Raw genomic sequence first — 16,894 nt, 5'->3', positions numbered from 1 at the left:
TTAATGAACCATAATGAGAGAAAAGGTGTTATTTTATCAGAATTGGTAATGGTTCATTTTTGATTGAATATTTTGATTATGAACCGATAGTGAGGTGGAACGAGTATGAATATCCCTTATATTGTAAAAAGTCCTTTAAGTATTGCGTTGTTTGAAACGGTCAAACGGCTGGCCAATTTTCCAACAACTGTTTTAATTGAAGGTGAAATAGGTTCAGGAAAGAAGATGATTGCGGAAAAAATCCATAGTTTAAGCAATCGATCGAATATGCCGTTTGTCAAAATAAACTGTGGTTCTATTATGGAACGTGAATGCGACATGGAGTTATTTGGAACGGAGCGCATCGCAATCCCAACTGGAAAGAGAGCCTCGGGTTTAATAGAGGCAGCGGATCATGGAACCCTCTTTCTTGATGAAGTTGGGGAACTAAGTGCAATCGTACAAGTCAAATTGCTTAAGTTTTTGCAAGATCGTGAAAATGACAGGGGAGGGGGAAGCTGGTCTAAAAAATTAAATATACGGATTATCGCAAGCTCAACTACCCCACTGATCCAACTTGTTAAGGAAAAGAAATTTCGGGAAGATTTGTATTACCGCCTGAACGTTGCTTCTATTGCTGTTCCTCCTTTGCGCGCTCGCCCGGAAGAAATCTTACCATTAATCAACCATTATCTACTTTTTTTCTGCAAGGAATACAAAATAAAGAAATGGTTCAAAAATGAGACGTTAGAGATTTTAAAAAATTATCCCTTCCCTGGGAATAGTTTAGAACTTAGGAATTTGGTTGAAATGCTTTGTGTCAATACCGCTGCAGAGGATATTCTGCCAGCTGATCTTCCAGAATATATCGTGCCGAACCCTGTATCAGTTGGATCATTGGAATCCCGGGTGGGGGAGTTCGAAAGTCGGTTAATCAGACAAGCGCTTGAAATGGAAGGGAGCATTCGCAAAGCGGCCACTCGCTTACAAATAAGCCATGCAACCTTACTGCGAAAAATGCAAAAATGGGGGATTGAAAAGTAAATTATGGAAATCATGGCTCCTTGTTCAGGTGAATAAACGCAGTTTTTTCGACTAAAAATAAATTAATAGTAAAATGTAGGAGTACCAAACCATTCCTAACCTTGCAAACGTATTGAAAAAATGTTATTATTTAAAAGAATTATTTTTGTTCGGTGTATAGGATAGTACTTGTAGAGCATTTCGTCTTGATAATCACTGAGAGCAAGGATAGTATTACATTGTGTGTATGGACACACTGGGAGGCAACACAAATGGAAAAAGGTAAAGTAAAATGGTTCAATGGCGAAAAAGGATTTGGATTCATCGAACGTGAAGGTGGAGAAGACGTATTCGTTCATTTCTCAGCTATCCAAGGCGAAGGCTTCAAAACATTAGATGAAGGTCAATCAGTGACTTTTGACGTTGAGCAAGGAAACCGCGGACCACAAGCAGCTAACGTTCGCAAAGCTTAATAAAAAAACCAAAAAACAGACTCTACTTCTAGAGTTTGTTTTTTTATGCAAAAAAAACAAAAAACCCCACTCATAAATGAGCAGGGAATCTGAAAACAGTAAATCAAATGGTAACTAAAGTATAGCATACGATGGTGGATTAACTCATTTTCCTTCTATAAACCAATAATGTGGCACCGATGATAACCAATAGTATTCCTGCTAATAAATAGTTATAGATTGATGTTCCGGTGTCTGGAAGCCCATACTCAGTACTTGGTGCACTAGCTGTTTGAACATGTTGTGAATTTCCTGAAACTTCAAATACGGTAAATGTACTAAAATGTGGAGTATTGACAGTGACCTTGCCATTATTAAATACTGCGCCCGGAACCAGATCCCATTCTTTTGTATTTTCATTATAGTAGAAGACTTTAAGATTCTTAGGTTCTTTTACTTTGCTTAAATCCACATCAAAATTCAATGTAATAGGTACAGAAAATTGATGAATCGATTTACCATCTACTACTATTGTAAAATTGTAAACTGGACTTTTGGCACTGTCGATATCCTTTCTCCGATCTAGTTTAAATGTAAAGGACTTGCCATTAGTTAGTATGCCTAACGGGACAATCGCTTGAACATTGTCATTTTGGATAACAATCGGAACATTTTTCTCTTTTAACATTTGAACTTCCTCTTTGCTTAAATCAAGTGATACCGAGTAGTTCTTGCCAAGATCAAAAACAAGGCTGCTATCAGTACTGCTAGCTCTATCAAAAGCTTTTCTAAATTCACCTTCACTAAACTCAGCATTTCCATTGTTTATAGATGGCGTAATAATTACCGGCGTGTTGCTTTGGAGTGGTGCTTTGTTGCCGATTTGATCATTATTGATTGCCCCTGAATCTCCAGTCGTCTTTGGTTTTTCAGACTGATTGGGTTGATCTCCTGGTTGACTGCCTTGGTCACTGGTAGTATCTCCTGGTTGATTATCTTGATTTTGATTGGGTGTATTGCCAGGTTTTTCACTAGAATCACCGTTATTGTTCTTATCATCGTCTAAGGTTAAAACATAGGTACTTAATGCAGGAACAGTCATTGTATCTCCCTTAATCGTATCAAGCGTTGCTGTACCGGCCTGTATTCCATTCACAATCAGTTTCCAATTGCCACTATCAGGCAACTTCACAGTTATTGGAGTCCGATTGGCATTATAGGCTACAGCAATCTTGTTAGCAGAATCACCGTTTGCATTGCCGTCAATATAAAATGCAACGGAATTTGCTGGTGCTTCGATAAATTTCAAGTGCTCTTTAATGTCAGCGGCTGTTGTCATTCGAAAGGCAGGGTGATTTTCTCTTACTTTTACTAACCCTTTGAAATAATCTACTTCAGCAGCAAACTCACTTTGCCGAGACCAATCCAACTGGTTTACGGAATCAGGAGCATTGTAGCTGTTATCGTTTCCGCCTTTTGTCCTCATAAATTCTTGACCAGCTTGAATAAATGGGATTCCTTGAGATGTTAAAACAATGGATGTTGCCAATTTATCCATTTGCTTAAGAATAGCATCGCTGTCATTTGGATTAGTCTTTTTCAACTTATCCCATAGCGTTAAATTATCATGAGCTTCAACATAGGTAATCGTTTGGTCAGGTTCAGTTGCAAAGGTTTTAATGGCGTTACTGTATTGAATTCCGCCAACGACACCTTTTTTAATTTGATTTTCCATGCCTGGTTTTCCGTTCACAAACCCTTTATCCTTTTCGTCAAAAACACTGCCTTTTAACCCATCGCGAATACTATCATTAAAATGAGCAATTTTTGGCATCTTTTCAGCATTCTTTTGATTGGCTTTTAACGCTGCATCAAGTGGTGTATTTAAATCCCATCCTTCACCAAGAACGATAATGGAAGGATCAATTTTGTCTAAAGCAGCGCGGACCTGATTCATCGTATCAACATCGAGAATCCCCATTAAATCAAAACGGAAACCATCAATATGGTACTCTTTTGCCCAATACGTAACCGAATCAACGATAAACTTCTGCATCATTTTGTGTTCAGATGCTATATCATTGCCAACACCTGTTCCGTTAGCCAGTGTTCCGTCTGCATTGTATCGGAAGTAATAGCCAGGCACAAGTTTTTGAAAATTCGACTCAGCTGCATTAAACATATGGTTATACACCACATCCATAATGACACGGATGTTATTATCGTGGAGTGATTGAACCATTTTTTTCATTTCATTGATTCTTACAGTAGGGGTATAAGGATCTGTTGAATAAGATCCATCTGGAACATTGTAATTCTTAGGATCATATCCCCAATTGTATTGCGCTTGATCCTGTTTTGTTTCGTCTACACTATTGAAGTCAAACATCGGCAACAACTCAACATGAGTCACTCCCAAATCTTTCATATAGCTCAAGCCTGTTTTTACTCCGTTAGGTCCTTTTGTCCCCGTTTCTGCAACGCCAAGAAACTTCCCTTTGTATTGTTTGCTTACTCCGCTTTCCGGAGAAATCGTAAGATCACGAATATGCGCTTCATAGATAACTGCATCCTCCGGGTTCTTAAATGACGGTTTCGTATTATTCCAATCATCCGGATTGGTGGCATTTAAATCAACTACAGCACCCTTATCTCCATTCACTGTAGCAGCACGAGCATATGGATCCACCGCTTCATTCCAAGTATCGCCAATTTTTACTTTATACGTATAAAGCAAGCCCTTTTGATCCCCCGTCAATTCTGCCGTCCAGGTTCCTTTTTCGCCGTGGATCATTGGTACTTCTGTACCTGTTTTCGAATCCCACTTTTCGTAGGTTACTAGCTTTGCTTCACTTGCAGTTGGTGCCCATAGTCGGAAACTTGTTTTTTCTTTCGTATACGTATTCCCCAAATCATTTCCATCATAATAGAAATGATCTTCAAAAGATTTGCTTCCGATCACTTTTCCCATTTGGACCGGTGCCGTTCCAAAACCATCTTTGCTTACTTTATATACTTTTGCCAAGTCAAGATCATCTTTTGTCGTAATCATTACTTTATTCGTTAATCTATTGGTTACGTCGTCAATCGGTTCAACCTTTGCAATTTCTGCACCATCAAGTGTAATACCTGCATTAGTGTCAGATAAAGCAAACGGGAAGTTCGTTTCAAAGGTGATCTGATTTAACTCATCAATAGTCGCTTTCACAATCCGAGGAGTGCGATCTACTTTTGCCGGATTATCAAAAATCCGTTTCTGCCCTTGAGCAAGCCACACTTCTGCTTTGCCATCAGCCGTAAATTTTGTAATGAAACGGTTTTCCTCAATATCTTTCTTTGACCAATCCTTTTTTCGAACGATAAAGCCGACTTTTGTCGCGCCGTTTAAATTGGATAATTTAATGGTTCCTTGCTTGCCATAAGATGTTTCATTCGTTAAGTCTAGAGGCTGACCGTCTGTTTTGTCTGTCCAAACCCAAATATCCCAATCCTTATAATCCAAATCATAACGATAGTAGTTAAAGGTAACTTCTAATTGATTATAGGTTGGCAAATTTCGATAATCACCATCAGGCGGGCTGGTATATACTTGATCATCTCCTGATTTAATCCAGACCTCGTCATTCCCATACCACACATTATCAATGATCCGGTCTCCGCCATCTTTTTCCCAACTGTCAGTACGAACGATAAAACCGACCTTATTAAAGTCACCGTCTAATTCAACCTCTGCAACTTTTCCAAATTGATCTTCATCGGTAAATGAATACACTTTTCCTTCTTTACCGTCGCCCCAAACCCAAAGGTTCCAATTTTTTGTGTCACCAGCTTTTGGCTGATAATGGATTTTTACCTTTGTCGTTATTTTTTGCTGAGCGAGACGAATATCAACTTTGCGCTGATCCAGGGCATGAAAAACAAAAACATACTTGTCTGTTGTTTCTGGAGTAAATGATAGATTAGGATCTGCTATCCATTTACCATCTGTAACATACTTAAATTCAATTTTTTCGCCTTTTGCAAGAGAAATCGGTTCACTTTTCCAAACCTTTTCCTGATTATCATAAGTTAATTTTTGATCAGCTCCACTCCAAGCCAAAGGCGTTGATCCCCGCAATACTACTTCACTATATACTTTATTGCGGTCTAGCGGTACATCACTATATGTTAAAGATCCGCTGACTTTAAAAATAGTGAAAGATTTTCCTTTGCTCGTAAAGGAAAGATTCCCATTCCCATCATTATGAATTATTTGATCATCTAATTGGCTTTTTAACGTTACATCCGTTATTTTTAACTGGTTATACAACTTATTAACGTCAATTTGCTGATCATCGGTTCCTTTGTTAACGACGATGAGGTACTGACCATCTTTATCTGCTCTTTCATAGGCAAATAGGTTTTGATCCGCCATCAAAGACTTGAATGAACCTGTTCGCAAGGCGGGAATTGAGTTGCGCAGTTCAATCATCTTTTTATAATAGTTTTCAAGTTCAATATTTTGATGTGCCTGATCCCATGGCATCATTTCACGATAATAGCGATCTTGCCATTCTTTAACCGAAGAGGGATCTTTGCTCATGGAAAGGCCCACTTCATCACCATAGTAAATAATCGGCGGATCCGGAAGTGTAAATTGCGTTGCTACAGCCAATTCCATCTTCGACACATCGCCGCCGGCTTCATAAATAAATCGCGGCTTGTCATGGCTATCCAAAAATGATGAAACGACATATTCAGAAGGATACGTGTCTAGATTTGTTTTTACTGTGTTGCTTAAATCCACCATTGATTGATCTTTGGCAAACGTATTAACAAGAGCATCATTCATGCCAAAGTCCAAAGCCCCATCTAAATCACCGGCATAAGAATTGATTTTCTCCCGGGTATCCCAAACTTCTCCAAAAATATACGCATTCGGTTTTAATTGTTTTACTTTCTGACGAAAATCTGCCCAATAACCATAACTTGGACCTTTTGCATAATCTAAACGGAATCCATCAAAGTCTAAATCTTTTAACCAGTAAGGCACTACATCATTCAGAATGTAATTTCTTACTTCCGGGTTATCGTTGTTCAGTTCCGGAACCTCGGTTATTCCATAAAAGGTTTTATATTTATCGGGCCAGTCTGTAAAGGTATACCAGTTATAATATGGGCTTCCTTCTCCTTTTGCTTTCGCATCTTGGAAGAATGGATGCTGTGATGAAGTGTGGTTTGCAACAAAATCATAAACTACCTTCATTCCTTTGGCATGTGCTGCATCGACCACCTTTTTCATGATCGACTTATCCCCAAAATGCTGATCAATTTCCTTGTAATCAGCTGGATGATAACCGTGGGAATAAGGGCCTTTAAACACAGGTGAGATCCAGATTGTGTTCACGCCTAAGCTTTTAATATAATCCAGCTTATCGTAAACCCCTTGCAAATCACCGCCCATCCAGCCTTTTAACTGTTCATCATATGGTAAACTTGCATTTGTTGGATCATCATTGCTCTTATCCCCATTGTTAAAACGATCAACAAAAACCTGGTAAATAACGGCATCCTTTGCCCATTGAGGGGTCTTAAAATGATCTACATAATACCCAAATGGAGTAGCCCCTTTTGGGTCTAAACTATTGGAATCTGCGTACTGTGAACCAACACCATGAGAGTCCCAAACATCCGTTATGTATTTGACATCGGTTCCATCCGGCTGTTTTGGAATAGTGCCTTTAAATACAGTGGTCGTCAACCCTCCTGACGTACTTTCAGAATCCTTTTCCAGCTTTACGACATGTCCAACAGTCGCTGTTCCTCTTTGCCCACTTGGAAAAACTCCATCTGTGGAATAATAGATTGCACCAGAGTCAACATTTCCGTAATGTTGAACGGTAACATTTACGTTTACATCATCATTGCTCGAAGGCATTTTTGGTGTAAAGGCGTAATGGTTGTTAACATCCTTTGCTACTGGGACAGACTTCCATCCAGAAACAGTATCGTCATAAAGCTTTCCGTCAGCCGAGAAAACGGCTTTTCGTTTTGTTGCAGAATTCTCTCCCAGCTTTTGGTCCCCCAAAGAATATAAATACTCAATTTCATCTCCTGCATTTCCAGCAAGGGTTACGGTCCAAGTTCCATCCGCATTCTTGGTCAGCGGGGTTACAGTATAATTAAATCCATTTAACGTTGAACCAATTGTTGGTGTAGCCCAATTAGGCGTATTTGCGGGCAAGTGGACGTTTAAGGTAAGTTTCCCTGTGAATTTGGAAAAATCAATTCTTACATCGACATTTCTTTCTTGGTCGGGATGAAAAACAAAAATATAATCACCCGTTTGCGGCGGTGTAAATTTAAGATTATCACCGCTCATCCAGTTGCCATTCATAACAAACTTATACTCTATTTCTTTGCCGCCTTGAAGATTAATTGGCTGACTCTGCCATAATCCAGTCACTTCATCAAATGTTAACGAATTATTATTCGATGACCAATCCAACGTAGAAGCATTCCCACGAAGAACGACTGTATCAAAGGTTTTTTCATAGGCTTTAGCTGTTTGTACAAACGGCAAGACAAAAGTACTAAAAAGAAGTATCAATACTAAGAAAATTTTGTTAAAACGTTTCATACCTTTCCCCCTCTTTTTTTAAAATAATTTATAAAATAACTTGCAAACGTTTCCATTTGCAAGTTAAAACTACTGTTTATTATTTGAATTTTCAATACAAGATTTGCAGAACAAAACAACTCATTGGAAGATTCTAAATAAGAAACATTGATAAATGAAGTTGATTCCACCGCGTATTATCAAAAGGCTTTCAAATAGTACTGGTGAAATCCTATTTCTAAGTATCAAGTGTAAGATGGTGGAAAAACCTTTAGGAAGGGCTTCAAATAGATCGTCCAAAGCCCGTCCTAGTACAGTCATTTATTTAATAAAATGGTGCGATCACTGCGGAAAATAATAGTACATTATCATCTTGTACTCTCGCGAATCTCTAAATGATGGGTCACATTGTAATGGTGGGGGCTTACAGTTTCTCCCTTTATGATTTTTACTAAATTTCTCGCAGCTGTCATTCCCATTTCCTTTGCAGAGTAAGCAACAGTTGAGAGCTTTGGTCTTACAATTGATGACATTAAACTGCCGTCAAAGCCAAAAACGGAAATGTCCTCAGGGATACGAACCCCATTGTCAAGTAAATAATTCATTGCCCCGATTGCCATCGAATCCGATGCACAAAAGACAGCGGAAGGCATTGAACCTGATTCTGAAATTCTCCGCATGGCTTCCATACCATCTTCCACCGAAAAATCACTTTCTACAACCCATTCGTTTGTAATCGGTATTCCTGCATCTAAAAGGGCTTGTTTGAACCCGGTAAAACGATCACCGCCGACAGCGTTATTATCATCAATAGCCCTGATCATGGCAATTTTGCGATGCCCTTTTTGAATTAGATACGTTACTGCCTCATATGATGCTGTAATATTATCCACGTGAACAGAAGGGATGGAGGATATAGGCGAAATTTGGCCAGCCACCACACAAGGGATTTCTTTCAAAACTTCAACATGATGATTATTAAAAGGTGATCCAACAAAAATAATCCCTTGTGTTTGTTTTTCTTGGAAAAGATTCAAATAATGGATTTCATTTGCGTGCGTACTGTCCGTTAAGCCAATCATAATATCATAATCATACAATTTTAAAATTTTACTGATACCATCCATAAAGTTCGGAAGGATCGTATTAGAGTACTCAGGTGTAATTACCCCAATTAGTGTAGAATCATTTTTTGATAGATTGTTATTTAAGGAATTTGGCCGGTAGTTCGTTTGTTTGATCGCGTTCAGGACACGTTGTCTAACATCATCCTTTACCGGCTTGCTGTCATTAATAACTCTTGAAACGGTAGAGATTGAGACTCCCGCCATTTTTGCAATATCATTAATTGTTATTTTCAAAAGAATCACCATTTCTAATAAAATAGATTAGTTAGGAAAATATTTTCCTAAGATAACTATACATTTTCCTTTTTTATACTTGAGTAAAAGGAAGTTTCACTAATCAGTCAAAGTGAAGATACATATTTTTGTAAACCTTGATGTTTAGGGAATGAAAACATTTTCATTTATGATATCATTTGTAATGAATTAATAATAACATGGTTTAAAAAAAAATCCAATAACTCGTTGACGGGGAAAATGATGTGCCTTATACTTAGTTCATCAAGAAAATATTTTCCTGATGAAAAGCCATAATGAACGATTCTACTCATACTTTTTATCATTGGAAAATTCTTTTTTGTCGGTTTTTGAAAACGATATCAAAGGAAAATATTCCTTTCGGGAGGCGGATCATTACATACTCTTCTAGTAAATTAGGAAAATAGGAAATTTAATTGTAATGGGGCATTGAAATTTACTTAAGAAGTAACTCAAAACTGGAAAAGCTTTATAGTAAAATGGGGGAAAACAAATGAAAATTTGGTCTAAAGTAATTTCAGGTGTTGTATCGCTTGGCTTGATAGGTGGATTGTTGGCAGGTTGCAGTTCAGGCAATAATAATGCAGCCACGAATAAAGCAACTGGTGGGGCTTCGGATAAAGTTCCGAGTGGTCAAACCATTACGATTTGGTCATGGGATGGAAAGCCAAAAGTTGATATCCTTAAAAAGACTGCAGCTGAATGGGCAAAAAAATATGGTAATACGGTTAAGGTAATCGATCAGTCTGGGAATTCAAATGGATTTCAATTCTATGCAACGTCTGCCAGAACAGGAAAAGGGCCTGATATTGTTTTTGGTATGCCGCATGATAACAACGGACTATTTGCTCAACAAGGTTTAATTGAGCCTCTTCCTAAAGGGCTTATCAATCCAGATGATTATACTAAATCAGAAATTGATGCTGTTACGGTAAACGGAAAAATCTATTCAGCTCCTGTATCTGCTGAAACAACAGCTTTATTTTATAACACAGACAAAGTAAAAACAGCTCCAAAGACCTGGGATGAGTTTGTACAAGATGCTAATCAAAGTGGGTTCGGATTTGAATTTACGAATATTTACTACAACTACGCTTTTATCGGTGGACTTGGTGGATATGTGTTTAAAAACAACAATGGAACACTTGATCCGAAAGATATTGGTCTAGCTAACGAAGGGGCCATTCAAGCCTACAGTCTGCTGCGTGATATGAATGCAAAATATAAATGGATGACTGCGGATGTAACAGATGCGATCGCAAAAGCTCAGTTCACTACTGGGAAAATTGGAATGTATATCAGCGGTCCTTGGGGTGTTCCTGATATTAAAAAGTCAGGTGTGAAGTATGCTATCACTCCACTGCCAACATTGTCAAACGGACAACCTGCAACACCGTTTATGGGTGTAAAGACAGCTTTTGTGAATGCACGGAGCCCACAAAACTTGCGAACAGCTGAATGGAGCTTACTAAAAGCAATTACAGATGCTACTATGCAGGAAGAACTTTTTAAGGCAAGCCAAGCAATCCCAACTCTTGTAAAATTACAAAATGATTCAATTATTCAAAATGATCCGAATATTAAACCTTTTGCTGACCAAATAAAAACGGCTGTACCGATGCCGAATATACCGCAAATGCAAGCTGTTTGGGGTGCTATGAGTGTGATGAAAAATATTGTCGGTGGTAAAGTCTCTCCAGAACAAGGCGCGAAAGATTTTGAAAATAACGTCAAAAAAGGTATCCAAGTTCAAGGTTCTTAAAAACAGAATTTGTCAGGAGAAGGTGGCAATTCGTCCCCTTCTCACTTCTTTACTATAAAGGTGGGATTAACATGGAAAATACCATTCATGCAAATAAGCAGATGAAAAAAGGGAAATCAAATGGTCTAAAGCGCCGAAAAATACAATGGTCAGCATACGGTTTCTTATCACCAGCTCTTATCTCCATTTCAGTATTAAGTATTGCTCCTATTTTATATACAATGTATATTGCCTTTACTAATTTCAACTCTGCTCATTTTTTAAGCTATCAATGGGTAGGATTAAAAAATTTCGAAGCCATTTTAAATCCAAATAATCCATTATCTACCCTATTTATACCGACTCTAATATGGAGTTTGTTTTTCGCAGTCGTCTCAACCCTTCTCAACTACTTCGTAGGATTAACACTAGCTGTTATCCTTAATAACAAAAATATGAAAGAGGCAGCACTTTATCGTTCCATTTTGATTATACCTTGGGCAGTTCCTGCATTGATTAGTTTGCTTGCGTGGCAAGGGCTTTTGAATGATACGTATGGACAAATTAATGCTCTCATACAATCAATTGGACTTCCACGAATTCCTTGGTTAAACGATCCGACTTGGGCCAAAGTTTCCATTATAATGGTAAACTTGTGGGCGGGTTTCCCATATATGATGACAGTTTGTTTAGGTGCATTACAGGCCGTTCCAAATGAACTTTATGAAGCGAGTGCAATGGATGGAGCGAAATGGTTCCAACAGTTTCGTTTAATTACGTTGCCAGTGATTTGGAAAATCAGCCTCCCGTTAATTATCCCTAGTTTTGCTTTTAACTTTAATAATTTTAATGCGGTATATTTGTTGACACAAGGCAATCCTGCTCGTTCTGATAATCAGTTTGTGGGATATACGGACAACTTGGCATCTGCAGCTTATAAGATGACCTTGACTTTTAACCGATTTGATTTATCTGCAACGATTTCAATCATATTATTTATATTTGTGGGTGTTTTGACCTTAATCCAGATGAAGTACACACGTGCGTTTGAGGAGAGTGACAACTAATGAGAGAGACACGGAAAAAATTAAAGCCTGGTGAAGGGATCGTTCTTTGGATTTCACGTATTTTTATTTGGTGTGTTATTTTAATTTCGATTATTCCGATGCTTTTTGTTGTCACGGCTTCATTCAATCCAACGAATACTTATTTCTCGGCATCTCTTATACCTAAAAACCCATCCTTAATCAACTATATTAAGCTATTTCAAGATGGGCAATTTGTAATTTGGGTAAGAAATAGTTTGATTGTTGGTCTGAGCGTAGCGATTGGCCAAGTTTTCTTTACTGCTACTTCTGCTTTTGCTTTTTCCAGGCTGCGGTTTTACGGACGAAAGTATGGATTAATGACTCTCTTAATTTTGCAAATGTTCCCGAACTTTTTAGCAATCGCTGCTATTTACGGAGTTTTAGCTAAGTATGGCATGATCGACAGCATTGCTTCGTATATTTTAGTTATGCTTGGCGGAAGCGCTTATAATATTTGGCTTTTAAAAAATTATTTTGATACGGTTCCAAAAGAACTGGACGAATCAGCCATTATTGATGGTGCAAATGCTTGGCAAAGGTTTATAAAGATCTTGCTTCCTTTATCGCTGCCGATGTTGGTCGTTATCTTCTTATTCACCTTAATGGGAGCTTTTGGCGAATACGTTTTAGCTGGAACAATTATTCAATCTCCGCAAAATTATACCTTGGGTGTAGGAATGTATCAGATGATCAGCGGAAAATTTGCACAAAGCTGGGGCCAGTTTGCTGCAGCCGCACTACTTTCTGCATTGCCATTGACCATCATCTTTGGTTTATTACAAAAGTATATTGCTTCAGGGCTCGTTGCTGGTTCAGTCAAAGGATAAAAACAATTCAAGTCCATTTACACGCAACATCGTGTGAATGGATATTTTGTTTAGTGCTTAACGGATTGTAAAGGAGGATTCAAGTATGCTAAAAGAAGCGATATATCATCGGCCTAAAAATAATTTTGCTTACGCATATGATAACAAAACCTTGCATTTGCGTTTACGAACGAAGAAAAATGATGTGGACTCTGTTTTTTTAATTTCTGGTGATCCGTATTCATGGGAGGAAACAAAAGCCGGAACCCATCGCTGGAAACCATGGGAAAAAACAAGAATGCTCAAAAAAGGAAGTACAGATCTATTTGATTACTGGGAAGCGGCTATTCAACCTCAATATAGGCGTTTAAAATACGGATTCGAAATAGTATCAAGAAAAGATAAGCTTGTATACACGGAAAAGGGGTTTTTTAAAGAAGCACCATTGGATGATAACTCCGCGTACTTTACGTTCCCGTTTCTTAATGAAGAGGACGTATTTCAAATTCCTTCTTGGGTAAAAGATACAGTATGGTATCAAATTTTTCCGGAGCGTTTTGCAAATGGAAATGCGAATGTTGACCCCAAAGGAACATTGCCATGGGGAAGTACGGATCCGACTCCAACCAATTTCTTCGGAGGCGATTTTGAAGGAGTTATCCATCATCTAGATTATTTGCTGGAATTGGGAGTTACAGGGATCTATTTTACACCTATTTTTAAAGCACACTCCAATCATAAGTACGACACAATTGATTATATGGAGATTGACCCTCAATTCGGTGATAAAGAAACATTTAAACGACTTGTGCAAGAGTGTCACAAAAAGGGAATCAGGGTCATGCTTGATGCAGTGTTTAACCATAGTGGTTTTTATTTTCCGCAATTTCAAGACGTACTAGAGAATGGAGAAGAATCTAAGTATAAAGATTGGTTTTACATACACGATTTTCCTGTTCAAATAAAGCCGAACCCAAACTACGATACGTTCTCTTTCACTCATGCAATGCCGAAGTTAAATACAGGTCATCCTGAAGTTCGGGCATATTTGCTCGAAGTAGCCCGCTATTGGGTGAGAGAATTTGATATTGACGGTTGGCGTCTTGATGTGGCAAATGAAGTGTCACATGATTTTTGGCGGGAATTTAGAAAGGAAGTAAAAGCAATTAAGCCAGATCTTTATATACTAGGTGAAATTTGGCATGATGCCATGCCATGGCTTCAAGGAGATCAATTTGATGCTGTTATGAATTACCCATATACAAATGCTGCGATACAATTTTTCGCCAAAGAAAAGATAAATGCCAAGGACTTTGTGAATATGACAACAGACGCCTTGCTAATGTATCCGGAACATGTAACAGAAATCGCATTTAATTTGCTTGGTAGTCATGATACACCAAGAATTGCAACGGTCTGTAAGGAAAATACCATGAAAGTAAAACAGCTGTTTGCGTTTTTGCTTTCTTCACCAGGATCTCCATGTATTTATTATGGAGACGAAATCGGAATGACAGGCGATATGGATCCTGGATGCCGTAAATGTATGATTTGGGAAGAGGATGAACAAGATCAAGATTTGCATAAGTTCATTTCCCGTTTAATCCGGTTACGGAAAGAAAACATGGCATTCGGCAACAAGGGAATTTTTCGATTTATTTCCGCAAGCAATAAGACAAATCATGTTATTTACACGAAGACATATCAGGAGCAAACGATTATATTTGTGTTCAACAATTCCAATAAAAAGATTACGGTGGAAGTGCCGTTCAGTTTAAAAGGTAAAAAAATTACAAATTTGCTGACTGAGGAATCTTTTATTCATAAAAAAGGTGAACTAAATGTTGTTCTCCCTCCTTTTGACCTTACCATATTGGCGTTTTAACTAAAGAAGGGCAGTTAGGGATTTCTGCATTTAAATCATTAACCAAGTGAGGAATTAGACAAAATGAATAGAATATGGTGGAAAGAAAGTGTTGTATACCAAGTATATCCTCGGAGTTTTATGGACTCCAATGGTGATGGTATTGGCGATTTAAAAGGTGTAACTACCAAATTGGATTACCTTAAGGATTTAGGCATTGATGTGATCTGGATTTGTCCAATGTATAAATCTCCTAATGATGACAATGGCTATGATATATCTGATTATCAGGATATTATGGATGAATTTGGTACAATGGCAGATTTTGATGAACTGCTTGAAGAAGTACATAAGCGGGATATGAAACTAATATTGGATTTGGTTATCAACCATACGAGTGATGAACATCCTTGGTTTATTGAATCCCGTTCATCGAAAGAGAATCCGAAACGCGATTGGTATATTTGGCGGGATGGAAAAGACGGAAAGGAACCAAACAACTGGGAATCCATTTTTAGCGGCTCTGCTTGGAAATATGATAAAGAAACAGATCAATATTTTATGCATATTTTCTCGGAACGTCAACCGGATCTGAATTGGGAAAATCCAGAGGTAAGAAAGGCTTTAGAAGAGATGGTTAATTGGTGGCTGGAAAAAGGAATCGACGGTTTCCGGGTAGATGCAATTTCGCATATTAAAAAAGAACCGGGATTTCCGGATATGCCCAATCCCAAAAAATTAGACTATGTCCCATGCTTTCCTTACATGATGAATGTGGATGGTATTGATGAGCTTCTTTCTGAATTCACTCAAAATACGATTAAAAACTATGATGTTATGACAGTCGGAGAAGCTAATGGCGTTGGTTTAGAGGATGCGGATAAGTGGGTAGGAGAGGAAAACGGCTACTTCAATATGATTTTCCAATTTGAGTTTTTAGGCCTTTGGGATAAGGATTTAAAAGGGACTGTAGATGTCCGTGGATTAAAAAAGTCCTTGACCAAATGGCAAAAAGGGTTGGAAGGCAAGGGGTGGAACGCCTTATTTATTGAGAATCACGATCAGCCGCGCAGGGTTTCAACTTGGGGGAATGACGAAAAGTATTGGAAAGAAAGCGCAAAAATGCTTGGAACTTTATATTTCTTTATGAAAGGTACTCCCTTTATTTATCAAGGCCAGGAAATTGGCATGACAAATGTTAAATTTCCATCCATTCATGATTACAATGATGTAGGCATGATTAACTATTACAATATTGAAACAAAAAAAGGCCGTTCGCATGATGAGATCATGCACATTATTTGGAAGCACGGCCGTGATAATTCGCGTACCCCAATGCAGTGGGATTCAACAAATATGGCAGGCTTTACGACTGCGGATGAAACATGGTTTGGAGTAAACCCAAACTACGTCAATATTAATGTAGAGGAACAATTGAAGGATTCTGATTCCATTTTGCATTTTTATAAACAATTGATCAGACTTCGAAAAGAGCATCCGTTGTTCGTATACGGAACGTACGAGTTATTATTGCCAAACCATCCAAGACTATTTGTCTATACAAGGAGGTTGGGAAGCAAAAAGGCGATTGTGATCAACAATTTTAGTCCTAACCCAACGAGATTTCGTGTTCCGTCTAGCCTGAAGTATTCGAAATCTGAACTTGTCCTCCATAATTATGATGGAGCGGATGACAGGCTGCGAAAAGAGTTTACATTAAAACCTTTCGAAACCAGAGTCTATATATTAAGGTGAAAAGGGGAATTTTCCCCTTTTTTCCTTCTGTATAGAGAGAATTTAGTGGGTAGGATTGAAAGGAAATCAATGCGAAAACGACTAATGGAACAGTCGTCAGGTAAATTGATCTTTTCTATAGGCTATTTGTGTTCTGGCGATTCTAATTCTTGGAAGTTTATTTCGTTTTGTCCATTCATATCAGTGCACGAAGGTTAATATTATAT

The 16,894-nt window shown here is 38.1% G+C and carries 9 protein-coding genes and 2 pseudogenes; 7 read left to right on the top strand and 4 right to left on the bottom strand.

Going from position 1 to position 16,894, the window contains the following annotated elements; genetic code table 11:
* Positions 1–105: 105 nt before the first annotated feature.
* On the top strand, positions 106–1,023 hold the full coding sequence (locus ACQYAD_RS04330) for a sigma 54-interacting transcriptional regulator (protein ID WP_430235912.1): 918 nt from the start codon (positions 106–108) through the stop codon (positions 1,021–1,023).
* A gap of 251 nt (positions 1,024–1,274) precedes the next feature.
* Positions 1,275–1,475: a cold-shock protein gene (locus ACQYAD_RS04325; protein ID WP_430235910.1), complete on the top strand. Its 201-nt coding sequence runs from the start codon at positions 1,275–1,277 to the stop codon at positions 1,473–1,475.
* A 139-nt stretch (positions 1,476–1,614) separates the two neighbouring features.
* Here ACQYAD_RS04325 and ACQYAD_RS04320 read toward each other — a convergent pair whose 3' ends face one another.
* The 4 genes and pseudogenes from ACQYAD_RS04320 to ACQYAD_RS04305 all read right to left on the bottom strand — a co-directional run bounded on the left by ACQYAD_RS04320 (position 1,615) and on the right by ACQYAD_RS04305 (position 9,413).
* Positions 1,615–2,142: an LPXTG cell wall anchor domain-containing protein gene (locus ACQYAD_RS04320; protein ID WP_430236104.1), complete on the bottom strand. Its 528-nt coding sequence runs from the start codon at positions 2,140–2,142 to the stop codon at positions 1,615–1,617.
* A gap of 381 nt (positions 2,143–2,523) precedes the next feature.
* A pseudogene (gene pulA, locus ACQYAD_RS04315) lies at positions 2,524–5,361 on the bottom strand (type I pullulanase); the annotation flags it as partial.
* A 675-nt stretch (positions 5,362–6,036) separates the two neighbouring features.
* Positions 6,037–6,897, bottom strand: a pseudogene (locus ACQYAD_RS04310) (alpha-amylase family glycosyl hydrolase); the annotation flags it as partial.
* A 1,523-nt stretch (positions 6,898–8,420) separates the two neighbouring features.
* Positions 8,421–9,413 carry a LacI family DNA-binding transcriptional regulator gene (locus ACQYAD_RS04305; protein ID WP_430235908.1) on the bottom strand — a complete coding sequence of 331 codons (993 nt, stop codon included), beginning with the start codon at positions 9,411–9,413 and terminating at the stop codon, positions 8,421–8,423.
* A 514-nt stretch (positions 9,414–9,927) separates the two neighbouring features.
* Here ACQYAD_RS04305 and ACQYAD_RS04300 point away from each other — a divergent pair.
* The 5 genes from ACQYAD_RS04300 (at position 9,928) to ACQYAD_RS04280 (ending at position 16,688) form a co-directional block, all read left to right on the top strand.
* Positions 9,928–11,196, top strand: coding sequence for a maltose ABC transporter substrate-binding protein (locus ACQYAD_RS04300; RefSeq protein ID WP_430235906.1), 1,269 nt, complete (start codon positions 9,928–9,930; stop codon positions 11,194–11,196).
* Positions 11,197–11,267: 71 nt separating this feature from the next.
* On the top strand, positions 11,268–12,242 hold the full coding sequence (locus ACQYAD_RS04295; RefSeq protein WP_430235904.1) for a carbohydrate ABC transporter permease: 975 nt from the start codon (positions 11,268–11,270) through the stop codon (positions 12,240–12,242).
* On the top strand, positions 12,242–13,090 hold the full coding sequence (locus tag ACQYAD_RS04290) for a sugar ABC transporter permease (RefSeq protein ID WP_430235902.1): 849 nt from the start codon (positions 12,242–12,244) through the stop codon (positions 13,088–13,090). Before ACQYAD_RS04295 ends, ACQYAD_RS04290 begins: the two co-directional genes overlap by 1 nt.
* Positions 13,091–13,175: 85 nt before the next feature.
* Positions 13,176–14,954: an alpha-glycosidase gene (locus ACQYAD_RS04285; protein WP_430235900.1), complete on the top strand. Its 1,779-nt coding sequence runs from the start codon at positions 13,176–13,178 to the stop codon at positions 14,952–14,954.
* A gap of 63 nt (positions 14,955–15,017) precedes the next feature.
* Positions 15,018–16,688, top strand: a complete 1,671-nt coding sequence (locus ACQYAD_RS04280; RefSeq protein ID WP_430235898.1) for a glycoside hydrolase family 13 protein — start codon at positions 15,018–15,020, stop codon at positions 16,686–16,688.
* Positions 16,689–16,894 lie beyond the last annotated feature (206 nt).

This window comes from Neobacillus sp. SM06 (genome assembly GCF_050496765.1).
Classification (GTDB): domain Bacteria; phylum Bacillota; class Bacilli; order Bacillales; family Cytobacillaceae; genus JAEVLT01.
Note: the sequence above shows the minus strand (reverse complement) of the source record. Positions and strands in the feature narration are given on the sequence as shown.